Genomic DNA, 23,211 nt, shown 5'->3' on the forward strand with positions numbered 1-23,211 from the left:
TTTCTCCTATCGGTCCCAATCAAAGGGAGTTCCGAGTAGTTCGGTGAGGCGGGCGTTGTAGGGGCGGTAGTAGTCCACGAGCCGCGCCCTGGTCGCCGCGGACATCGGCGGCACCGGGAGCTTGTTGTGGTGGGCCAGCCGGGGTGGCTCGACGACCGGCAGGCTCAGGAACTCCTGCACCGCGCGGTAGGCGTTGTTCGCGTTCGAGCGCAGGTCCTCGAACGGCAGGATCAGCAGCTGGTCGCGGCCGAACCGGTCGAGCCAGGGGACGAGCTGCTCGGCGTAGCGGCCCCGAGCCAGGTAGCTGTGCCAGTCGTGGTGGGCCGAGTAGTAGCCGGGCTCGGTGCGGATCCGCTCGGCCTCGCCACGCAGGCGCTCGTCCTCGGCGTCGATCGCGGCCTCGAACGACGGCAGGCATTCGGCGTTCGAGCCGCGTCGCTCCCAGTAGTTCGAGTAGGCCCGGTCCACCGGGTTGCGCAGCAGCACGATCAGCCGCGCTTTCGGCACCGTGTGCTGGACCCGTTCGGGCACCAGCGGGTGGAACAGGTAGTACGGGCTCGCCTCGCCGGTGAGCGGCCGGATGCCGCTGCGCTGGGCGGCCCGCTCCAGCGCACCGTGGCTCGGGAAGTGGGAGCGGTACCAGCGCTCGCCCCGGCCGTAGTGGATGTCGAAGTAGTGCGGGCTCTTGATCTGCTGGACCGACGGGAACATCGGCGCGACGTTCGGGTGGCGCACCAACCAGTTCCAGACCGACGTGGTGCCCCCGCGCTTGGTGCCGATGATCAGGAAGTCCGGGAGCGCGCGCTGCTCCGCGGTGTGCTCACCGAAGCGGCGCACGGCCCGGCGCACGGCCCGCTTCACCGGCCGGGGCACGTGACGCTTCGCGGCGCGCAGCGGATCCGGGACCTCGACGTGGCGAAGCATGCTCATCGGTTCTCCTTGCTGGCTCGGGAGCCTGATCTCGGGCGGCGCGGTCGCAGTCGGTCCAGGGGGAGCGCGGCCGCGAGGTCCGCGAGCGAGAACTCCTCGCGGTGGCGCCACAGCAGCGCGAGGTACGCGGTGGTGCCGAGCAGGACCACGACGACGGCGGCCGGGAAGTCGTGCCCGGCGACCAGCTGGTAGAGCACGGCCGGAACGACGAAACACAGCACCCCGACGGCCGCCGCGCGCGCCAGCGGTCGGGAGAGCGTGCGGACGCCCACCGAGCGCCGGACGATGAGCGTCACCGCGACGTTCTCGCCGACCACCGCGGCACCCTTGGCGATGGCCGCGCCCAGCACGCCGTAGCGGGGGATCAGCACGACCGCGAGCACGACGCTGACGGTCAACGACACCGCGGTGACCGCGAGCGTGAGCGCGGAACGGCCGCTCATCAGCAGCAACGTCGACACCGGGCCGGTGGCGAGGTTGACCAGGGTGGCGACGGCCAGGATCGCCAGCGCCGCGCCGCCGGCCTGGAACCCCGGACCGAACAACCGCAGCACCTCGGTCGGCCAGGCGGCGAAGACCAGGTAGAGCGGGAACGAGACGACAGTGATCCAGACCGACGCGGTGCGGTGCAGGTGCTCGACGCCGTCGACGTCGCCGACGGTGAGCAGCCGGGCGAGCGTGGGGGCGATCGCCAGCCGGAGCGCCTGCAGGGCCAGCGTGCCGGCGAGGGCCAGCCGCAGCGCGGCGTTGTAGACGCCCGCGTCGGCGACGCCGGCCAGTGCGCTGACCAGGATGATCCCGGAGTGCATCCCGGCGATCTCGCACGCCGAGGCCGCCGCCCGCGGGGTGGCGAACCGCCACAGCTCCCGCCAGGTGGCCGCGGTTCCGCCCGGTTCGGCGGCGGTGTCGACGGCCGCGGGCGGGTCCTCCCGGCGGACCGCGGCGAGGGCGCGGTGGGCCAGGACGGCGGCCCAGACGCCGCCCAGGACGGTGGGGATCGCCCAGGCGACAGTGGTCCAGAGGACGGGTCCGGCGGTGAGCCCGGCGTCGGGCCAGGTGCGGTGCGCGGCCGCCATCGCGATCCCGACGAACGCGCACCGCAACGCCGGCTTGGCGATGCTCTCCACGACCGTGAGCGGCACCACGCTGCCCAGGCCGCGGGTGACCGCGAGCGCGACGTACCCGGTGGCGGCCAGCGGCACGGTGGCCACGCCCACCCGGATCAGCCACCCCGCACCGGGCGGGGCCGGGTGTTCGAACACGACGTCGACCAGGTGCGGCGCGGCCCACCAGGCGAGCGCCGCGAGCAGCGTCGTGCCGGCGAACACCGGCGCGAGCGCGGCCACCGCGGCGGCGTCGATGTCCCGGGTGCGGCCGAGCGCACGCAGGCGCGGGGCCATCCGTACCAGCGCGGTGTCGGTGCCGAACCGGCCGGCGACCGCCAGCGTCATCGCCACCGCGACGACGACCGAGAACGCGCCGGCGCCGGCCGCGCCGAGGCCCCGGCTGACCTGGACGACGAGCGCGAACCCGAGGACGGCGGAGGCCGCCGACCCGATCAGGCTGATCGTGCCCGCCCTGGCGATGCCCCGCAGTTCGGCGCTGCGCCGGTCCTCGACCGCGGTCATACCGCGACCCGGTCTCTCGACGCCGTGCGCCCGGCCGCGAGCAGCAGGCCGGCCACCGACCAGGCGGTGATCATCAGCACCGGGTTGCGGATCGGGTAGTCGACCATCAGGTGCACGGAGAGCGCGGTGAGCGCCCCGGTGGTGCCGGCCACCAGCCCGAGCGCCCGCCGGGCCGTCCCCGGGGTCGGCGCGGTGGCCGCGGTGCGGCGGAGGCGGCGGGCGCTCACCAGAGCGGAGAGACCGCAGCTGCCGGCGAAACCGACCCCGGCGAACAGCCCGACGACGCCGGTCTCGGCCCCGATGTGCAGCAGCGCGTTGTGGGCGTGCAGCCGGGGCGCGAACTGGATCACCGACGGCGACTCGGCCGCGAGCGTGCTGAACGATCCCGGCCCGTTGCCCAGCACCGGGTGCAGCGTGAACTGGCGCACGGCTTCCCGCCAGGTGATCGGCCGGACGTCGTGCGGGTTCGCGGCCCGGTCGTCGATCACCGCGATCCGGTCGGCGACGACCTCGACCAGCCCGGCCGCCGGCCCGCCGCGCACCTCGGTCGGAGCGGTGAGGCTCACCAGCACACCGGCCGCGACCAGCGTCGCTCCCAACGCGGCCCCGGCGAGCAGCGTCCGGCGCACCGCGGAGTGCATCAGCGCGACGACGACCAGGCCGGCCGCGGTGCCCAGCCACGCGCCCCGGCTCAGCGACAGCACCAGAGCCGCGGCCGCGCCCGCCCCACCACCGGCGGCGAGCACCCGCTCCCAGCGGTGCGGTGCGGCGAGGAACCACCCCACCGCGAGCAGCACGATCAGCGCCGCGTAACACCCGAACTGGTTGGGGTCGGCGAAGATCGACTGGGCCCGGTTACGCACGACCGCGCCGCCGTACACCGGCTTCAGCTGCTCGGCCTGGCTCAGGATCGGCAGCGTCACGGTCAGCGAGCCCACCACCGCGGTGCCGACGAGCGCACGCAGCCGGGCCGGTGACGTCGCCACCAGCAGCACCGCGACGAGGAGCAGCAGCCCGGCCGCGTAGGTCGCGGTGACTTTCGTGCCACGCAGCGGGTTCGCGGCGACGAGCGTCGACGCCGCCGCGGCGGCCACCAGCCCGGCGCCGAACCAGAGCGGCGCGACCGTCGTGCGGCGGTGGAGCACCGCGCCGACCGGCAGCCGTCCCGCGAGCGCCCAGGCCGCGGTGACGGCGATCGCGGACACGCAGACCAGGTGGATGACCTCGAGCGCGCCGCCGGTGCCGGGCAGGGGCCGGTCACCGACCGCGGGGCCGGCGAACACCAGCGCCACCGCGCCCAGCGGCAGCGCTGCGCGTACCGGCGGTCCGGTCACGGTTCCGCCTCGATGACCCGTCCGGCGCGGGCCGGTTCGCGTGGCGCGTCCCCGGCGTCCCCGGCGTCCCCGGCCTCGCCGGCCTCGCCGGCCTCGCCGGTGAGCAGCGGGCGGGGAATCACCGTCCAGGCGTCGCCGTCCCAGCCGTAGGCCCAGTGCTCGGGGGGCTTGTTCTCGGCGGGCGGGGCCTCGTCGTCGTAGCGCCCGGTGGCCGAGCCCAGCAGTGCCTCGGCGGTGCCGATCAGCTTCGCGCCGTCCTTGAGCAGGGCGGCCAGCGGCACCAGCGGGATCACCAGCGGCGACTGACCCCGGCGCAGCACCCGGGCGATCGGGAGCGAGAAGTACCCGGCCGCACCGGCCAGGGCCAGCAGCCGCCCGGTACGCCCACCCCGGGTCAGCGCGGCCGCGACGGCGACGTACCCGCCGAACCGGATCGCGTCCCGGCGCAGCAGCCACCCGGAGCGACCGGTGCCGCCGCCCCGGCCGTAGCCGCGGAACTGCGCGAACGCGGCACCGACGTCGTGGCGCTGGTACCAGGTGACGGCGGCGTCGAGCGTCAGCGTCGTGCGGGCGCCGAGCGCACGCACCGCGCGCCCGAACGCCTCGTCCTCGGCGGTACGCAGGTGCTCGGGGAACCCGCCGGCGGCGTGCCAGACCTCCCGGGTGAACCCGACCGACCGGCCGTCGACGCGGGCGGCGGAGAACGCGCGCCCGAACAGCCGCCCGTAGAGCGCCCGGAACGCGGTCCGGCGGCGGAGCTCCACCGGGTCCGGCCAGTTCATCGCGGCCATCGCCGGCTCGAACCAGCGGTCGGGGCGCACGGCGGCCGAGTAGACGCCGACGTACAGCTCGACCGGCCGCTCCGCCGGGTGCTCGCCGCCACCGACCGGTAGCCGCCGGGCCGCCGCGACGGTCTCGGCGGCGGCCGCGCGGAAGCCGTCGAGCCAGCTCGCCGACGGGGTGCAGCCCGCGTCGGTGCAGGCGATGAACTCGTGGACGGCCGCGGACACGCCCCGGTTGCGGCTGTAGCCGATGCTGCCGCCGCCGTGCCGCACCAGCCGGATGCGGGGATCCTCGGCGTGCCAGGCGGCGATCCGCTCCACGGTGCCGTCGGTGGAACCGCCGTCGACGAGCACGTACTCGTCGTCCGGGCCGAGCTGGGCGGCGAGCGTCCCGATCAGGCCGTCAATCACCGCGGCCTCGTCGAGCACCGGGCTGACGACGCTGACCGGCGGGGCGTCGGACCGGAACAGCCCGGCGCCGGGCCGGTGGGCCACCTCGGCCAGCACCGCGGCGAAGCGGGCGGCCTGGGTGGTCGCGTCCGGGTGGTCGGCCGAGCGGCGGCGGCCCTCGTCGCCCAGCGCGGCACGCACCTCGTCGTCGCTCAGCGCGCCGAGGGCACCCGCGAGCGCCGGCGGGTCCGCCGGTGGCACCAGCAGCCCGGCCGACCGGCTCACCGAACCGAACGGCCGCGGCCCCACGCGACGCGCGACCGGGCCGCCGTCGTCCACCGCGATCACCGGGACGCCGGCCAGCTGGGCTTCCAGCGCGGTCAGCCCGAAGCCCTCCCGCCCGGGCGTGCGTGGACCGTCGGGGCGCGTGAGCACCGCGACGGCGTCGACACCGGCGAGCAGACGCCCGACGGCGGGGATGCTCTGGCGCAGGTGCACCCGGCCGGCCACGCCCCAGTCGGCGGCCAGCGAGGCCAGCCGTTCGCGCTCGTCCGGCCGGGTCGGGTCGTCGGGGCCGACGGCCAGCAGGTCCCAGTCGCGGGCCTGCGGCTCGGCGAGGGCGCGGATCGCGGTGTCGATGCCCTTGTAGGGCACGAACCGTACCGGCATCGCGAGCAGCAGGCGCTCACCGGCCGGGACGTCGAGCCCGCGCAGGATGCGCACGGCCTCGTCGCGCTCCACCGGGGGCGCCGAGCGGGGCGGCGTGATCGTCAGGGTGTCCGCACGCCGCGCCGCGACCGCGACGTCGTCGGCGGTGGCCACCACCCGGTCGGACGCCTTCGCCAGCCGGCGCGCCAGCCGTCGGTCGAAGCTGTGGTCGTGTTTGACCCAGACCGACGGGACTCCGACGAGCCGCGCGGCCGGAGCCACCACGCACTGCGCCTTCACGCCGTTGCCGACCACGACGTCCGGGTCCAGCTCACGCAGCGTCCGGACCAGCCGGGCCGCGGCACCCGCCACGGCCGCGCCGGTACGCCCGGTCGGCAGCCGGATCACCGGGACGCCACGCGCGTTCAGCTCGGAACGCAGCGGGCCGTCGGAGAGCAGAACCACCCACGGGCGCAGCCGCTCGGTGTGGTCGAGCATCGAGAGCAGCCAGGACTCCGCCCCGCCCAGGACGCCGCTCGGCGTCACGATCAGGGCACGGAGCGGCGGAGTGATCGGGAAGTGCGCCATGGCTGCTGGTCCTCCCGGGAAGCGCCTTGAACCTTGGGCGTGGCGTGGCTCGCGTCGGTGGCTCCGGCTGTGGCACGCTCACTGGTCGCCTCGGTCGTTTTAGTCTCTTTACGCCGATAAAAGCAAGAATGAGCCACTTTCCGGTTCTGGAGGGTTATTAGTGTCGTCCGTCCAGGTTCTTCACGTGTCCCACGCGGTCAACACCGGTCTGGCGCACTGCGTGGCGGACTACGTCGAGTACCAGGCCAAGCACGGAGCCCAGGTGACCGTCGCCTGTCCGGGCGGGCGCCTGGCCACGCTGGCCGGCGCGCGCGGCGCGGACGTCGTCACCTGGAAGGCGGCGCGCGGGCCGGGCCCGGGGATGCTGGCCGAGGCCGGTGCGTTCCGCCGGATCTTCGAGGAGGTCCGGCCGGACGTCGTCCACCTGCACTGCGCGAAGGCCGGGCTGATCGGGCGCTTCGTCCTGCGCGGGCGGGTGCCGACGGTGTTCAGCCCGCACGCCTGGTCGTTCCTGGCCGTGGAGGGGGCGATGCGCCGGGCGGTGCTCGGCTGGGAGCGCTTCGCGACGCGGTGGACCGACGTCGTGATCTGCGTCAGCGCCGCCGAGCGGGACACCGGGGTGGCGCACGGGCTGCGCGGGCGGATGGAGGTGCTGCCCAACGCGGTGCTGCCGACCGCGATCGAGCCGATCCGGGCCCGTCCGCGGCCCGCGGTGCGGGAGGCGTTCGGGCTGGAACCAGGGGCGCCGGTGGCGGTCTGCACGGCGCGGCTGGCCCGGCAGAAGGGCCAGGACGTGCTGATCGACGCCTGGCCGACGGTGCGTGCGGCCGCGCCGGGCGCCCGGCTGGTGCTGGTGGGGGACGGGCCGGCGCGACCGGCGCTGGAGGCGGCGGTGGACACCGCCGGGGCCGAGGGGGTCACGTTCACCGGTCCGGTAGACCGGGAGGTGGCCCTGAGCTGGCTCCACGCGTCCGACGTCGTGGTCTGTCCGTCCCGGTGGGAAGGCATGTCGCTGGTGCCGCTGGAGGCGATGGCGCTCGGGCGGCCGGTGGTGGCCACCGCGGTCGACGGAATGGCCGAGTCGGTGCCGCCGGGAACCGGGTGGATCGTGCCGCCGGAGGACCCCGAGGCGCTCGCCGGGGCGATCGTCACGGTGTTCGGTGACCCCGAGGCCGCCCGATCGGCCGCCGACGCCGGACGTCGGCGGGCGGCGTCCGCGGCCGGCAGCAGCGACGACTCGTCGGCCCGGCTGCTCGACCTCTACGGCGAGCTGCTCCGCGGCCGCCGCCCACCGGCCGAGGTGGGCACCTGACTAGGTCGGCCAGGCGTCCAGCGCGCGGGCGAGCTCGCGGGCCTCGGGCTGGATCGTCCGGGCGTGGTGCAGATCGTCGCGGTGCCGGTCGGCGCGGGCGCCCTTGACGTTCTCGCCGAGCAACCGCAGCGCGAGGTAGAGCGCCAGCACCCCGATCTCCCGGTGCTCGGAGGCCGGGCTCAGCGCCAGTATCTTCTCGCGCAGTGCGTCCCGGTCGGTGCGGTGCGGCAGCAGCGTCCAGAGGCGCACCAGGTCGCCGTGGCGGGGCCCGGCCCCCAGGTACTCCCAGTCGACGACGTGCACCCCGCCGCGGTCGGGGCACCAGAGCGCGTTGCGGTGGTAGAAGTCGCCGTGGGTCACCGGCACCCGGGGCAGCCCGGCGGCCGCGCGGCGGGCCGCCAGCCAGAGCCGGGTCGGTACGCCGCCGAGCACCCCGCGGGCCAGCCGGAGCGGCGCCGCCCGCCGCGGTGACGTCCACTGCGCCGGCGGTGGCCCCGGCGGCGGCGGGGGAGAGCCGGCCACGCGCAGTGCGGTGGCCACCGCGTCGTCGAGGAACTCCGGACCGGTGGGCGCGGCGGGGCGCCACCACTCGGCCACGACCCAGGCGCCGTCCGGGTCCGCGGCCAGCACCGGAACCGTGGGGATCCCGACCTGGTGCGCCCAGTGGCGTCCCCAGAGCTCCCGCCGGAGGCGCAGCCGGCCGGGCTCGGTCTCCGCCACCTCGACCACGACGCCGCAGCCGACGAAGCGGCGTACCGGCCGGCGCGGCCCGACGAACGGCGGGGACTCGAGGACCTGGAGATCGACTCCCAGATCACTCAGCACGGCACGTGCCGGTTCAGGAAGGTAGGAAAGTGACGGACTGGCCTCGGCCCGGACGAAGGGTGTCACGGGTCGGCAGCCTAAGTGAGAAAAATACGACAAACTAGTGAAATGCCCACAAAACTAGCTGCGCGTCCCCCGGCGCTTCTCCGCGGTTGGCTGTTCTTCCTCGTGGCCGCGCTCGCCGTGCTGGCCGGGTCGGCCGCACACGTCGTCACCCGCCCGGTGACCTGGTCGGCCCAGGCGGTCATCGCGTTCGTTCCGGTGGGGGAGCGGCCGGTCAGCGCGACCTCGGTGACGTTGATGGTGCCCCGGTACGTGGCCTACGCCGCGTCGCCGTACGTCGTGCGGCAGGCGGCCGTCTCGGTCGGGGTCCGGCCGGCCGAGCTGCAGCGCGGGCTGACCGTGACGATGCCCGCGACCACGGCGAACGTGGCGATCTCGGTGTCCGGCCGCTCGCCGGGGATCGCCTCCGAGGCGGCCAACCGGATCGCCGCGCTCGTCGTCGAGCGGGCGTCGGCCGACCCGGTGCTGGCCGCGCGCATGCTCGCCGAGGCGCCGCTGCCGACCGCGGCCGACGGCCCGAGCGAGGCCGTGCTGCTCGGCGGAGCGGCGGTGGGGGCACTCGTCGTCGGTGCGATCGCGGGGCTCGGCGTGCGGTGGTACGTGCGGCGGCGCTATCCGCGGGCCGCGGTGCCGGTGGTACCGGCGACGTTGCGGCGGCCGGGGCCGGACACCGTCCTGGCGACGGCGCCACTGGCCCGGCCGGAACCGCTGGAGGACACCGTCCAGATGTCCGCGCTCGACGAGCCGACCGTGGAAGATCGCCGTCTCGACGACGAGGACACGGTCAGCTTCGACCCCGGGACCGTGATCGTCCGGTCGATCACGCCCAGCAGCCGGTAGCGGGCTCAGTAGGCCCCGTCGCGGGAGAGGACCGCGGGCAGCGTCCGGCAGACGATGTCGAAGTCCATGCCCAGCGACCGGTTCTCGACGTAGCGCAGGTCGAGGCGGACGGCTTCCTCCCAGGGCAGGTTCGACCGTCCGCTGACCTGCCAGAGCCCGGTCATCCCCGGTTTGACCAGCGTGCGACGCCGGTAGTCGGGCCGCATCTGCTCCGGCGGCGTGGCCGTCGGGCGCGGCCCGACCAGCGCCATGTCGCCGCGCACCACGTTCACCAGCTGTGGCAGCTCGTCGAGCGAGAGCGCGCGCAGGATCGCGCCGACCGGCGTCACCCGGGGGTCGTTGCGTACCTTGAACAGCGTCCCGGCCGTGTACTGGTTCGCGGTGGCCAGCGCGCCCTTCAGCGCCTCGGCGTCGGCCACCATCGTGCGGAACTTCAGCAGCCGGAAGCGGCGGCCGCCCTGGCCGGTGCGGTACTGGGTGAAGAACACCGGCCCCGGGCTGGTCAGCTTCACCGCGGCGGCGACGCCGAGCAGCGCGGGCGACAGCACGACGAGCGCGAGGGCGGCGATCGCCCGGTCGACGAGGTGGCGCAGGGTGAGCCGGGCGCCGTCGTAGCGCGGTGGCGCCACCTCGACCAGCGTGGCGTCGCCGTAGCAGCGCACCGACACCCGTTCCGCGCTCACCGGCCACAACGGCGTCACGGCGACGCCGACCGCGTGAGCTTCCAGACGCCAGGAGAGCGCGCGCAGCGCGTCCGGATCACAGTGCCCGGTCACCACGACGGTGTCCGCGCCCGAGCGCCGCACGGTCTCGACGACGGCGTCCAGCGCCGCCTCGGGGTCGTCGGCGAGGCCGGCGGTGACGTCCACGACGGTCAGGCCGCGTCCGCCGGGGCCACCGGTCGCGGCGAGCGCCGCCAGGTCGGCCGCGCGCTCGGCGGCGCCGGGGCCGTCCCAGCCCGCCCACGACGCCCGCTCACCGCCGGCCCGGCCGAGGTCGGTGATGCACGCGGCCGCGATCGTCGGGCCGGAGCGGTCACGCCCGGCGGCCGCGCAGAACTGCCGTACCGCGTCCTGCGGGCCGTAGAGCACCAGCGGGGCGGCGGCGAGCGCTTCTCCCACCCGGGTGAACCGGCGCAGCGCCACCCGGCTGAGCGCGGCCGCCACGGCCGTCGCCGGCACCGCGACCAGGATCAGCGGCCGGGCGCCGGAGAGCGACAGCAGCGTCGCGACGACGCTGGTCACGGCCAGCAACGTCACTGTCGTCACCAGCAGGCCGCGGGCGTCGCCGAGCCGGATCTTCAGCCGGCGCCGGTGGTACGCGCCCACCGCCCAGGCGGTGATCGTCCAGCCGGCCGGCACGAGGAGTGCCTGCTGCAGCGGGAGCGAGTCGAGAGCCCAGCCGAGTGCGGTGGCCGTGGCCACCGCCGCCGCGGCGTCGCACGCGGCGACCGCGGCTCGTCGCCGGAGGTCCTGCCGGTCGACCGGCGCCTCCACCGGCGCGACTTCGACCGTCTCGGCGAAATTCGGTAGCACGAGGGTGTCGGTGACCTGCTCCGCGGTCATCCGCCGACTCCCGGCTCCCGAACCACGGCACAGCTAGTCCTCCGGACGCCCCGGTCGATCATCCGTCCCCCCGAGAAGTTCGCAAAAAGGTGCGAACAAGACTTCCTGGACAGTCAAACGCATAAAGTAGCTTTTAGGTACGGGGCAACACTAAACGGCGCAAGACGGTAACCTCGACGCGCACTGGAGTTCACGAAGACGGAGGCTGCGGATGCGGGGCCGGGCTGCGCTGCTGACCGCGCTGCTGGCGGTCGGACTCGCCGGGACGAGCGCGGCGGCCGCCGAGACCGGGACGCGGACGTCGTACGGCGCGCCGTCCACCCGCTGCACCGTGACCGACCCGCGTCTCGACTCGATCAGCGGCATGGCAACGACCCGCGGCGCGCTCTACGTCGTCAACGACACCGCGCCGGTGACGGTCTGGCAGCTCGACGACCGCTGCCGGGCGATCCGGCAGACGATCCTCACCCTGCCCTCGGCCCACGATCCCCGGGCCACGCTGCGCTCCAGCGGCGAGAAGGCGGTCGACCTCGAAGACGTCGGCGTGGCCGCGGACGGGGCGCTCTGGCTGGCCGACACCGGGGGGAACACCAGTTCGCGTACGGTGGCGTCGCTCTACCGCTGGGTGCCGGGGCGCACGCTCGACTCGGCCCGAGCCGGGACGCCGGTCACCCGGGACAACCCGATCCCGCTGGTCAACGCGGTCAGCCGCTACGACGTGCGCTACCCCGACGGCCCGCAGGACGTCGAGGCCGTGCTGCCCACGCTGACCGGCCGGCTCGTACTGGTCAGCAAGGTACGCAACGGGGTGGCCGCGGTCTACGAGACCTCGGTGCCGCTGGAGCCGGTGAGCACGCTGCACCGCGTCGGCACGCTGGACCTGCGCCCGCTGCTGCCCGGCCGGGCGCTCTCGGTGACCGGTGGCGCGGTCTCGCCGGACGGCGTCCGCTTCGTGCTGCGCACACCGGGCGTCGCGCTGGAGTGGGACGCGCCCGACGGCGACGTCGCCGGCGCGCTGAGCAGCGGCGTCCCGCGCCACGTCACGTTGCCGAAGGCCGCCCAGGGTGAGGCCATCACGTACACCGACGACGGGTCCGCGCTGCTGACCGGCGGCGAGCAGCTGCCGGCCCCGATCGGGCGGGTGACGATCACCAGGACGCCCGGCCCGGCGCGTGCGTTCGGGCCGGTCTTCCCGCCGGTCGTGCTGGCCGGTGCCGGGGCCAGCGCCCTGCTCGTCGTCGGGCTCGGCGTGCTGGCCTGGCGTCGGCGGACCGCCGCACCGGGGCCCGAACCGGTCGTCGTCGAGGAGCGCGAACCGGCGATGGCCCGATGAACCGCGGCTCACCGCTCGCCCTCGTGGTCGCGCTCGTGCTCTGCCTGGGCGCGACCACGGTGGGGTACGTCCACGCCCAGCCCGACGCGTACACCAGCACGGCCGTGCTCAGCCTGTCGCCGCGCGACCCCGGCGAGGTCGGCTCGGACGACCTGACGCTGGCCACCAGCCGGTACGTGGCCTACCTGTCGGCTCCGGCGACGCTCGACGCGCTCGCCGTCACGCTCGGGATCCGGGCCGGGACGATCGCGAAGAGCACCACGGTAGTCCAGCAGCCGGGCACCGTGAACCTGCGGATCGGCGTCACCGGGCCGGATGCCCGCGACGGCGCCGAGATCGCGAACGCGCTGGCCCGTGCGGGCGTTCGCCAGAGCGTCGACGACGGGCAGGTCGTCGTCGACCTGATCGTTCCGGCGGTCGTGCCGTCCGCGCCCAGCGGACCGCCGCGCACCCTGCTCTACCTGGTGAGCGGGGCCGGTGTGCTGTGCCTGGCCGTGCTCGCGCTGCTAGCGCTCGGCTACGCCCGCCAGCGTGCCCCCGGAGAGGTCGACGAGGTCGGAGTCGGTTAACGACATCCGCGTCGCGGCGACGTTGTCCTGCAGGTAGCGCCGCTTGTTCGTGCCCGGGATCGGGATCACGTGCTCACCCTGGGCCAGCAACCAGGCGAGCGCGGCCTGCACCGGGGTGGCCCGGTGCCGCTCCGCCACCTCGCGCAGCGGCTGCAGCGCGTTCACCGACCCCCGCCCGAGCGGCGCGAACGGGACGAACGCCGCGCCGTTCGCCCGGCACCACTCGATCACGCCCGCCTCCAGCGGCGCCCGGTGCCACAGCGAGAACTCGGACTGGACGGCCGTCACCGGGTGGATCGCGTGGGCTTCGGCCGCCTGCTCCGGCGTCACCTCGGACAACCCGATGTGACGCACTTTGCCTTTCTCGACCAGCGCGGCCAGCGCGCCCCAGCTCTCGGCGAGCGGCACCGCCTCGTCGACGCGGTGCAGGTAGTAGAGGTCGACGACGTCGTCGCCGAGCCGGTAGAGGCTCGCGTCGATCGCGGTCTCGATGTGGCCGGGCGAACCGTCGACGCCGTCGCCCACCAGGCCCACCTTGCTGGCGAGCGTCACCTCGTCGCGGTGCCCGCGTAACGCCCGCCCGACGAGCTCCTCGTTGTGGCCCCGGTCGTAGACGTCGGCGGTGTCGAAGAACGTCACGCCGTGGTCGAGCGCGGAGTGGATCACCGCGCGGGTGACGTCGTCGTCCCGCGACCAGGACAGTGCCATGCAGCCGAGGCCCACCGCGCTGACGTGCGGGCCACCTTTGCCGAGTTGTCTCGTTCTCATGACGTGTCCTCCGTCGAGCAGGACGGGGACCGCACTATCGACGTTGATGTATGCGGGGAATCCGATAGTAGGCACGCACGGATGAGCCCGCGCTCCCGCGCGGGCTCATGACCGGACTGTTAACTAGGCGTTTACATCAGCCGGTGTTGCGCATGCCGGCGGCGACGCCGTTGATCGTGAGCAGCAGCGCGCGCTGCAGCTGCGGGTCGCTCTCATCGGCCCGGTACCGCGCCAGCAGCTCGATCTGCAGATGGTGCAGCGGCTGCAGGTACGTGTCGCGGACCGCGAGCGTGCGCTGCAGCACCGGCTGCGCGTCGAGCAGCGCCGGCTCGCCGGTGATCTCCAGGATCTCGGCCACCGTGCGCTCGTGCTCGGCGACGATCTTGTCGAAGATGTGCCGCAGGCCCGGGTCGACCAGCCGCTCCACGTACCGCCGCGCGATCGAGAGGTCGGTCTTGACCAGCGTCATCTCGACGTTCGACACGAACGTGCGGAAGAAGTGCCAGCGTGCGTACGCGTCGGCGAGCAGGTCACCGAGCCCGGCCTCGCGGGCCGCCGCGAACCCGGTGCCGACGCCGTACCAGCCCGGCACGATCTGGCGCGACTGCGTCCACCCGAACACCCACGGGATCGCCCGCAGGCCGGCCAGGCCGGAACCGGTGTCGGGGCGCTTCGACGGCCGTGAGCCGATGTTCAGCGCGCCGAGCAGCTCGGCCGGCGTCGACGCCCAGAAGTACCGGGGCAGGTCCGGGTCGTGGATCAGGTCGCGGTAGGCCTGCTGCGCCGGCGCCGCCACCTTGTCCATCAGGTCCGACCAGCGGTCGAGGTCCTCCTGGGGCTGCCGGGGCTGGGTGTGCAGCAGCGTCGCCTGCAGCACCGCGGCCACCGTGAGCTCGAGGTTCTCGCGGGCCAGCGACGGCACCGCGTACTTGTCCGAGATGACCTCGCCCTGCTCGGTGACCTTGATCGCGCCGTCGAGCGTGCCGTACGGCTGGGCCAGGATCGCCTCGTGCGTCGGGCCACCACCGCGGCCGACGGTGCCGCCGCGGCCGTGGAACAGCCGCAGCCGGACGCCGTGCCGCTGGGCGACGTCACGCAGCGCGCGCTGCGCCCGGTGGATCTGCCACTGGCTGGACGTGATGCCGGCGTCCTTGTTCGAGTCGGAGTACCCGAGCATGACCTCCTGGACGTCGCCGCGCGCGGTGACGATCGCCCGGTAGGCCGGGATCGAGAGCATCCGGTCGAGGATCTCCCCGGCCACGTTGAGCTCGGCGACCTGCTCGAGCAGCGGCACGAAGCCCACCCTGGCCACGCCGGCGTTGACGTCGACCAGGCCGGCCTCGCGCGCCAGCACGGCGGCGGCCAGCACGTCGTCGACACCCTCGGTCATCGAGATGATGTAGGACTCGATCACCTCGGGCCCGAACTGGTCGAGGATGTCGCGGATCGCGCCGAACACGCCGAACGTCTTCGCGCCGGCCTCGTCGAGCTGCACGTCCGGCCCACCCAGCGGGCGTCGTCCGGCCAGTTCGCGGGCCAGGTACTCGGTGCGGGCCTCCCGGCTGAGCGCCGTGTACGGCTCGTAGAGCTCACCCACCCGGTCGACGAACTGCGCCAGCGCCTGGTGGTGCGCGCCGGAGTGCTCGCGGATGTCCAGCGTCGCCAGGTGCAGGCCGAACGCCGACACCGTGCGGATCAGCTTCGTCAGCGTGCCGTCGGCGATCAGCGTGCCGCGGTTCTCGCGCAACGACCGGCGCATGACCTCGAGATCGGCGACCAGGTCGGTGGAGCCCAGGTAGTCGCGCCCCGGCTGGTGCGCGGCGTTGCGGGCGAGCCGGATGCGCGTGTTGGCCAGCTTGGCGCGCATGCAGCGGATCTTCAGCCGGTACGGCTCGGCCGCGTTGACCCGGCGGTAGCGCGTCTCCAGCTCGGGGAGGTTCGCCAGGTCGGCCGCGACGCTCTCCTCGAGCTCCGCCGACACCCCGACGACCCGGTCGGAGACCGACAGCTCCTCGACCAGCGCGGCCAGGTCGGCGTCGGTGTCGCGGATGCCGTACTCGTACTGCATCTTCAGCACGTCGCGGGTGACCTGCGCGTTCACGAACGGGTTGCCGTCCCGGTCGCCGCCGATCCAGCTGCCGAACGTCAGCGGCTTGGCCGTGGACGGCACCTCGACGCCCAGGTCGGCCAGGATGTCGGCCAGCTCGGTGAGCACCGCGGGCGCGGCGTCGGCGTGCAGGTCGTTGAGGTAGTAGATCGCGTTGCGGGCCTCGTCGGTGGGCTCCGGCTTCTCCATCCGCAGCTCGTCGGTCTGCCACAGCAGGTCGACGACCTCGGCGAGCTCGCGGTTGGTGCGGCGGCTCACGTACGCGGCCGGGGTGCCCGACACCGCGGCCTCGGTGGCCTCGGCCTCCAAGAGGTCGGCCACCCGGCGCAGCTTCGCCAGCGTGGAACGCCGGGCCGCCTCGGTGGGGTGCGCGGTGAACACCGGCCGCACGGCCAGCTGCTCGGCGCCGCTGGCGATCTCCTCCGACGTCAACCCGCGGGCCTTGATGCGCTGCGCGGCGCCCTCCAGCCAACCGCCCTGGTTGGCCCGGCGGCGGCGCAGATCACGACCGCGGTGGGCCTGCTCGGTGATGTTCGCCAGGTGGAAGTACGTGGCGAACGCGCGGACCAGGCGGATCGCGGTGGGGATGTCGGTGCCGGCGAGCGCGTCGGCCGCCGCGGCGGCGTCGGTGCGGGCGGCCGCCCGCACCTTCTCGACCAGCTCCAGCAGCTCCGGGCCCTCTTGTCGGACGAGCGTCTCGCCCAGCAGGTTGCCCATGCGCCGGATGTCGGCACGCAGCTCACGGTCGGCCTGGTTCGCGTCGTCGGACGCGACGTTGCCCAGGCCCCACAGGTCGGAGGGCACGGCGTCGGGCATGGCGACTCCCCGGGGATGAAGTTCGGCTCCAGGGACTACGGTGTCCCGCGCTCACCAGCCTAAAGGCTGGCCCGGGCCGGAGCAGTGGCGCAGGCCGCATCGATCAAGTAGTGGGACGTCAGCCGGGGGAACATCGGCGGGGCCCCCGCGCTTGAGTCTGGCGGAAGTTTCTGTCGGCGCCCCGGCGTAGGCTGGTTCTTGCGTGGCCTCCGGCTCCCTCCCGCTCACGCGCGGACGGGGCCTGTTCGACGTGCGCGCTGAATTTCTAGGAAGGCATCTGATGAGCCTGAGTGGTCTGCTCGACGCGAGCCTCACCGATCCGGCTCTCGGCCAGATCGCCCGGCGTGCCGCCGGTGACGCGGCCGGCGAGCTCGACCTCACCGCCCCCGAATCGCTGCGTCCGTTCGTGGTCGCGGCGCTGGCCGCCGCCCGCGCCGGGTCCTCGGCGCCGGTGCTGGCGGTCACCGCGACCGGCCGGGAGGCCGACGACCTCGCGGCGGCGCTGACGTGCCTGCTGCCGCCCGACCGCGTCGCGGTGTACCCGGCCTGGGAGACGCTGCCGCACGAGAAGCTCTCGCCGCGCGCCGACACGATCGGCCGCCGGCTGGCCGTGCTCCGCCGGCTCGCGCACCCGTCCACCGACGATCCCACCACCGGCCCGCTCGACGTCGTCATCGCGCCGGTGCGCAGCGTCCTGCAGCCGCAGCTGGCCGGCCTGGGCGAGCTGGAGCCGGTCGGGCTGCAGGCCGGCGACACCGCCCCGCTCGACGACGTCGTCGAACGCCTGGTCAACATCGCGTACGCGCGGGTCGACCTGGTCGAGAAGCGCGGCGAGTTCGCGGTCCGCGGCGGCATCCTCGACGTGTTCCCGCCCACCGAGGAGCACCCGGTCCGGGTCGAGTTCTGGGGCGACGAGGTCGAGGAGGTCCGCTACTTCGCGGTCGCCGACCAGCGGTCACTGGAGATCGCCGCCCACGGCCTGTGGGCGCCGCCCTGCCGGGAGCTGCTGCTCACGCCCGAGGTGCGGAACCGGGCCGCTCAGCTGGCCAAGGACCACCCGGCGCTGGCCGAAATGCTCGACAAGGTCGCCGACGGCATCCCGGTCGAGGGCATGGAGTCGCTCACCCCGGCGCTGCTGGAGGGTTCGGGCCAGCTCGAGCTGCTGGTCGAGGCGATGCCCGCCGGCACCCACGTGCTGCTCTGCGACCCGGAACGCATCCGGGCGCGTGCGCGTGACCTGGTCGCCACCAGCGCCGAGTTCCTGGCGGCGTCCTGGGCCGCGGCCGCCGGTGGGGGTGAGGCGCCGATCGATCTGGGCGCCGCCGCGTTCCGCAGCCTCGCCGACGTGCGCTCGGCCGGCACCGGGCGCGGGCTGCCGTGGTGGACGGTGGCGCCGTTCGGCGTCTCGGCCGCGGCGTCGGCGTCCTCCGACATCGAGGACGACGCGCTCGACGTACCGATCCCGTCCGTGGCCGACCCGGGCGTCACCCGGGAGTCGTTGACCATCGACGCGAAGTCGGTCGACGGGTTCCGCGGCGAACCCGCCCGTGCGGTCGAGGAGCTCCGCGCACGCGTGGCCGAGGGCTGGCGTGCCGTCCTCGTGTTCGAGGGGCCGGGCTCCGCGCAGCGGGCCACCGAGACGCTGCGCGAGGCCGATCTGGGCGCGGTGCTGGTGGCCGACGTGCCGTCCGCGCCGGAACCCCGGGCGGTGCTGGTCACCACCGGTCAGCTCGCCGGCGGTTTCCTGCTGGAGAGCGCGCAGCTGGTCGTGTTCACCGAGTCCGACCTCACCGGGGCGCGGGCCGGTTCCGGCCGGGAGCGGGGGCGGATGCCGTCCCGGCGGCGCAACGCGGTCGACCCGCTGCAGCTCCAGCCGGGTGACTTCGTGGTGCACGAGCAGCACGGCGTCGGCAAGTACATCGAGATGATCAAGCGGACGATCAACGGCGGGGAGCGCGAGTACCTGGTGCTCGAGTACGCGCCGAGCAAGCGTGGCCAGCCGGGCGACCGGTTGTTCGTGCCCACCGACTCGCTGGAGCAGCTCACCCGCTATGTCGGCGGCGAGTCGCCCGCGCTGCACAAGATGGGCGGCGCCGACTGGCAGAAGGCCAAGGGCCGCGCCCGCAAGGCCGTGAAGGAGATCGCCGGTGAGCTGATCCGCCTCTACGCGGCGCGCACCAGCACGAAGGGCTACACGTTCTCCTCCGACACCCCGTGGCAGCGCGAGCTGGAGGACGCGTTCCCGTACATCGAGACGCCCGACCAGTTGGTGGCGATCAACGAGGTCAAGGCCGACATGGAGAAGCCGTACCCGATGGACCGGGTGATCTGCGGCGACGTCGGTTACGGCAAGACCGAGATCGCGGTGCGGGCGGCGTTCAAGGCCGTGCAGGACGGCAAGCAGGTCGCCGTGCTCGTGCCGACGACGATCCTGGCCAAGCAGCACTTCCTGACGTTCTCCGAGCGGATGGCGCAGTTCCCGGTCAAGATCGCGCAGCTCTCCCGCTTCCAGACCGACGGTGAGGCGGCCGAGACGGTCGCGAAGCTGGCCACCGGCGAGGTCGACATCGTGGTCGGCACGCACCGGCTGCTCCAGGCCTCCACCCGGTTCAAGGACCTCGGCCTGGTCATCGTCGACGAGGAGCAGCGCTTCGGCGTCGAGCACAAAGAGCAGCTCAAGCAGATGCGCACGGCCGTCGACGTGCTGACGATGTCGGCGACGCCGATCCCGCGGACGCTGGAGATGTCGCTGACCGGCATCCGCGAGATGTCGACGATCCTCACGCCGCCGGAGGAGCGCCACCCGGTGCTCACGTTCGTCGGCCCGTACGAGGAGAAGCAGATCGGGGCGGCGATCCGCCGCGAGCTGCTCCGCGAGGGGCAGGTGTTCTACCTGCACAACCGGGTCGAGTCGATCGAGCGTGCGGCGGCGCGGCTGCGCTCGCTGGTGCCCGAGGCGCGGGTCGCGGTGGCGCACGGCCAGATGAACGAGGACGCGCTCGAGCGGGTCATGCTCGGCTTCGACGAGAAGGAGTACGACGTCCTGGTCTCGACCACGATCGTCGAGTCCGGTCTGGACATCCCGAACGCGAACACGCTGATCGTCGAGCGGGCCGACGTGCTGGGGCTCTCGCAGCTGCACCAGATCCGCGGGCGGGTCGGCCGCGGGCGCGAGCGTGCGTACGCGTACTTCCTGTACCCGCCGGAGCGGCCGCTCACCGAGACCGCGCACGACCGGCTGGCCACGATCGCGCAGAACTCCGACCTGGGCGCCGGCATGGCGGTCGCGATGAAGGACCTGGAGATCCGCGGGTCGGGCAACCTGCTCGGCGGCGAGCAGTCCGGGCACATCGCGAACGTCGGGTTCGACCTGTACGTCCGGCTCGTGGGTGAGGCGGTCGCCGAGTACAAGGGCGAGAGGTCGGAGATCGAGTCGGAGGTGAAGGTCGATCTGCCGGTCGACGCGCACCTTCCGCACGACTACATCCCGGGGGAGCGGCTGCGGCTCGAGGCGTACCGCAAGCTGGCCGGTGTCACCACCAGCGAGGAGCTCGCGCAGGTGCGCGAGGAGATCCGCGACCGGTACGGCAACCCGCCGGAGCCGGTGGAGAACCTGTTCGCGGTCGCCGCGTTCCGGGTGAAGGCGCGGGCCGCGTCGATCACCGAGGTGTCGCTGCAGGGCCGTCAGGTGCGGTTCGCGCCGCTACGCCTGCCGGAGTCGAAGGTGATGCGCTTGCAGCGCCTGTACCCCGGCGCCATGTACAAGCAGGCCGTCGACGTCGTGCTCGTCCCACGCCCGTCCACCGCCCGGGTGGGCGGCCAGCCACTACGCGACACCGCGCTGCTCGACTGGGCCGCCGGCTTCCTGGACGCGATGGTGCCGGAGCCCACGCCGGTGTAGGCGTTGCTCTGAACCTGGAGCCCGCTCAGGGCCACGCCGCCAGTCGAGCGCGAACCCGCCGCGTATAGCTGATACTCAAGGGTTCGCGCTCGCCTGGCGGCGTCGTTCCGAGCGGGCCGCCCACCTAAGGGTTCCGGTGTGATTCGTAGCGGAACCCGCGGCGGCCGAAGACCACTCGGGTGCCGGGGGTGAGCGTCACCTTGCGGTGGGCCTCCAGGCGCGTCCAGGACTCGCTGTTCGGCGGGGCGATGTGCGTGCCGTTCGCCGATGCGAGGTCGACCACGTTCACGTCCCACCCGTCCAGCTCGATCCGGGCGTGGATGCGCGAGACGACGCCCTTGGGGTCGTCGATGCGCAGCGCACGGGCCCGGCCCTGCAGCACGGCCTCGTCACGTTCCGGTTCGCGCCCGACCACGTAGTCGGTGTCGAGCCGGAACGTCGCGCCGTCGTCGAGCACGAGCAGCCCCAGCGGAGGCCGGGGGCCGGTGCGTGACACGTGCGTGAGCTGCGCCATCGAGATGCCGCAGACCGCGCAGTACGGCACCCGCGGGTCGTTGAAGTGATCGTTCTTGCAGTAGATGCCGAGCACGATCGGGCGGGCGTCGGCCTCCTCGGCGCCGTCCGCGGGGACCGGCCCCGGCGGGGGCTGCACGTCGGCCGGGGGCAGCGGCCCGGACGTCTGCGTCCGGTCCTCCACCTCCGCCTGGTCGCCGATGAGCAGCACGGCCTCGAACGGGGCGGCCGGGTCGTAGCCGCCGCCCTGGTTCGCCGCCGGCGGGGCCGACGACGGCTGCACGGCCTGGTCCGCCAGGGGCTGGTCGGGCAGTACCGGCGAGGGCCCGGTGGGGGTGTGCACGGGGCCGCCCGGTGCCGGCCCGTCGAACCCGGCAGGCGGCCCGTCGAACCCGGCGGGTGGCGCGGAGACCGGGGCGCCGTATCCGCCCGGTGGCGGCGGGGGCAGGGGAGACGGCTCGCCGAACGGCGGCGGTGGCGGTGGCGCCGAGTCGCCGAACGGGGTCGGCGGCACCGGGGGCACCGGACTGTCGAACGACGCCGGGTCGTCGAACGTCGGCACGCGTGGCGGCTCGTCGAACGTCGGCACCCGGGATGGCTCGTCGAACGACGGAGCGGCCGGAGCCGAGAACGCGGCCGGAGCGTCCTGGCCACCGCGCTGGACGGAGGCCGCTCCACGCGGGCCGGCCTCGTCGGCCGGTGCCGCCGGCAGCTGGACCGGTGCGGTCGGCAGCGGGCGCGCGGCCGAGTCGTCGGCGAACGGGTTGTACGCCTCGGTGCTCTGCGGGACGTCGTCGTCCTCGACCTCGGACGGCACCGAGGTGATCGAGGGTGACGTGGGAACCCGCCGGACCACCTCGGTGGGCGGCGGAACGGCCCGCTGCTCGCCGCCGAACGCGTCCGGCTGGTACGAGTCCGGGGCGGGCTCGGCGCGGAACGACTCGCGCGTGGCCTCGACGGACGGGTTCGACCCCGGGCTGTCGTCCGGTGCCGGCGCGTCGTCACGGTAAGGATCGGTCAACGGCGACGACCCACCGTGCGCACCGGCCGATGTCCCGCCGAAAGCGTCGGAGGACGTCCCCCCGACGCCGTCGGACGGTGTACTCCCGGAAGCGTGGGCCGGGGTACCGCCGAAGGCGCCGGACGGGGTCCCGCCGTGCGCACCGGCCGGTGTCCCGGCGAAAGCGTCGGGCGGTGAGACGCGGTGGGCGTCGGCCGGTGGCGTGGCCGGTGCGGGGGAATCGGTCGGCGCGTGGAGCGCGTCCGGCTCGGGGCGGGACGGCACGGCGCTGAGCGGGCGGACCGGAGCCTGCGGCGCGGCCGGTGGACCCGCGGGCGAGGGTGCGGCCGCGATCGCGGACGGAACCCCGAACACGAACCCACCCGCACGCACCACACCGGCGTCGAGGCGCGCCCACGGGTCGTGCGAGTCGCCGCCGAGCGTGTCGAGCGCACCGCGGATCACCCGCGCCGGCGCCGGAATCATCCGGTCGACCCAGGTCAGAGCATCCCGGCCGTCGAGCACGATCTCGCCGTCGTCGGTGACGATCGACACCTGGGCCGCGCCGTGCACGATCACCGCGACCCCGTCGCCGACCGGCCCGAACGCGGCGAGCGGCGGGAAGTCGTCCTGGTTGCCCGCGGTGAGCAGCAGGCTGGCCAGACGTCGCCCGAGGCGCCGTCCGTCGCCGCCCGCGGCCGACGCGATCGCGTCCAGCACCTCGGCCGTCCGCTCGTCGTCGCCCTCCGGCGCCGCGTAGAGCAGGACCAGGTCGCCGTAGCGGGCGAGCAGACCCGAGCCGGCGACCGGCGCGAGCGCGCGGTCGTCGGGTTTCTCGTCGGTATTACCTGTCGTCACACGAACCTCCCACCCCGGAACCGCCAGTGGATCGAGAACACCCGCATCGGGCCGTTCGCGAAGATCCAGACTGCCATCCAGACGAAGAGGAAGAGAATCCAGTACGAAAGTGACTGCAATCCGCTGAGACCGTCGATACCCGGGACGACCCCGGCGAGCAGCAGCGCCCAGATCAACAGGCCCTCGTTGACGAACGTGAGGAGCCCGAAGAGCGTGGGCCAGTCCTTCTCCCACCGCCACTGCATGATGAGGTGGTAGAGCAGCTCCCACAGCACCCCGACCACCGTCACCGTGACGAGCACGGTGTAGGCGATGCGGTACTTGCTACCGATCCCGACCTGCAGGGGCAGCAGCGGCGTCAGGAACAGCGCCACCAAACCACCGATGACCAGCGTGAATACGATCCGGCTCTGGATCCGTCCCCACAACGTGGGCAGCATC

The 23,211-nt window shown here is 74.0% G+C and carries 15 protein-coding genes; 5 read left to right on the forward strand and 10 right to left on the reverse strand.

The window, feature by feature from the left end; genetic code table 11:
• Positions 1–6 precede the first annotated feature (6 nt).
• The 4 genes from ABD437_RS24800 to ABD437_RS24815 are packed head-to-tail and all read right to left on the reverse strand — an operon-like array spanning position 7 to position 6,300.
• Positions 7–930, reverse strand: coding sequence for a sulfotransferase domain-containing protein (locus tag ABD437_RS24800; RefSeq protein WP_344651308.1), 924 nt, complete (start codon positions 928–930; stop codon positions 7–9).
• Positions 927–2,558 carry an oligosaccharide flippase family protein gene (locus ABD437_RS24805; RefSeq protein WP_344651309.1) on the reverse strand — a complete coding sequence of 544 codons (1,632 nt, stop codon included), beginning with the start codon at positions 2,556–2,558 and terminating at the stop codon, positions 927–929. Before ABD437_RS24805 ends, ABD437_RS24800 begins: the two co-directional genes overlap by 4 nt.
• Positions 2,555–3,892 (reverse strand): O-antigen ligase family protein, encoded by a 1,338-nt coding sequence (locus ABD437_RS24810; RefSeq protein WP_344651310.1) that lies wholly within the window; start codon positions 3,890–3,892, stop codon positions 2,555–2,557. Before ABD437_RS24810 ends, ABD437_RS24805 begins: the two co-directional genes overlap by 4 nt.
• The gene (locus ABD437_RS24815) at positions 3,889–6,300 is read right to left on the reverse strand and encodes a glycosyltransferase (protein WP_344651311.1); all 2,412 of its coding nucleotides are present in this window, start codon (positions 6,298–6,300) and stop codon (positions 3,889–3,891) included. The genes ABD437_RS24810 and ABD437_RS24815 overlap by 4 nt, the downstream gene beginning before the upstream one ends.
• Before the next feature lie 184 nt (positions 6,301–6,484).
• On the opposite strand from ABD437_RS24815, the gene ABD437_RS24820 reads away from it, so the two are divergent.
• Entirely contained in the window at positions 6,485–7,612 is a 1,128-nt protein-coding gene (locus ABD437_RS24820) for a glycosyltransferase (protein ID WP_344651312.1), read from the forward strand.
• Here ABD437_RS24820 and ABD437_RS24825 read toward each other — a convergent pair whose 3' ends face one another.
• Entirely contained in the window at positions 7,613–8,437 is an 825-nt protein-coding gene (locus ABD437_RS24825; protein WP_344651313.1) for a phosphotransferase, read from the reverse strand.
• A gap of 108 nt (positions 8,438–8,545) precedes the next feature.
• On the opposite strand from ABD437_RS24825, the gene ABD437_RS24830 reads away from it, so the two are divergent.
• Positions 8,546–9,340 (forward strand): YveK family protein, encoded by a 795-nt coding sequence (locus ABD437_RS24830; protein ID WP_344651314.1) that lies wholly within the window; start codon positions 8,546–8,548, stop codon positions 9,338–9,340.
• 5 nt (positions 9,341–9,345) lie between these two features.
• On the opposite strand, the gene ABD437_RS24835 is transcribed toward ABD437_RS24830, so the two are convergent.
• A complete protein-coding gene (locus ABD437_RS24835; protein WP_344651315.1) occupies positions 9,346–10,905 on the reverse strand; it encodes a sugar transferase in 1,560 nt (519 codons plus the stop codon).
• A 211-nt stretch (positions 10,906–11,116) separates the two neighbouring features.
• Between ABD437_RS24835 and ABD437_RS24840 the strand changes: the two genes are divergently transcribed.
• Both ABD437_RS24840 and ABD437_RS24845 read left to right on the forward strand, forming a co-directional pair.
• A complete protein-coding gene (locus ABD437_RS24840) occupies positions 11,117–12,238 on the forward strand; it encodes a hypothetical protein (RefSeq protein ID WP_344651316.1) in 1,122 nt (373 codons plus the stop codon).
• Positions 12,235–12,807 (forward strand): YveK family protein, encoded by a 573-nt coding sequence (locus ABD437_RS24845; RefSeq protein WP_344651317.1) that lies wholly within the window; start codon positions 12,235–12,237, stop codon positions 12,805–12,807. The genes ABD437_RS24840 and ABD437_RS24845 overlap by 4 nt, the downstream gene beginning before the upstream one ends.
• On the opposite strand, the gene ABD437_RS24850 is transcribed toward ABD437_RS24845, so the two are convergent.
• Both ABD437_RS24850 and ppc read right to left on the reverse strand, forming a co-directional pair.
• Complete coding sequence (locus ABD437_RS24850) at positions 12,745–13,575, reverse strand: aldo/keto reductase (protein ID WP_344651318.1); 831 nt, start codon at positions 13,573–13,575, stop codon at positions 12,745–12,747. The two genes, ABD437_RS24845 and ABD437_RS24850, sit on opposite strands and share 63 nt — an antisense overlap.
• A gap of 136 nt (positions 13,576–13,711) precedes the next feature.
• Positions 13,712–16,498, reverse strand: coding sequence for a phosphoenolpyruvate carboxylase (ppc, locus tag ABD437_RS24855; protein WP_344651319.1), 2,787 nt, complete (start codon positions 16,496–16,498; stop codon positions 13,712–13,714).
• A gap of 280 nt (positions 16,499–16,778) precedes the next feature.
• Here ppc and mfd point away from each other — a divergent pair, with 280 nt between their 5' ends.
• Complete coding sequence (mfd, locus tag ABD437_RS24860) at positions 16,779–20,399, forward strand: transcription-repair coupling factor (RefSeq protein WP_344651320.1); 3,621 nt, start codon at positions 16,779–16,781, stop codon at positions 20,397–20,399.
• A 124-nt stretch (positions 20,400–20,523) separates the two neighbouring features.
• Here the strand turns inward: mfd and ABD437_RS24865 are convergent, their stop codons facing one another.
• Both ABD437_RS24865 and ABD437_RS24870 read right to left on the reverse strand, forming a co-directional pair.
• A complete protein-coding gene (locus ABD437_RS24865; protein WP_344651321.1) occupies positions 20,524–22,770 on the reverse strand; it encodes an FHA domain-containing protein in 2,247 nt (748 codons plus the stop codon).
• Positions 22,767–23,210 (reverse strand): hypothetical protein, encoded by a 444-nt coding sequence (locus tag ABD437_RS24870; RefSeq protein ID WP_344651322.1) that lies wholly within the window; start codon positions 23,208–23,210, stop codon positions 22,767–22,769. Before ABD437_RS24870 ends, ABD437_RS24865 begins: the two co-directional genes overlap by 4 nt.
• Position 23,211: the final 1 nt, after the last annotated feature.

This window comes from Cryptosporangium japonicum (genome assembly GCF_039524755.1).
GTDB classification, from domain to species: Bacteria; Actinomycetota; Actinomycetes; order Mycobacteriales; family Cryptosporangiaceae; genus Cryptosporangium; species Cryptosporangium japonicum.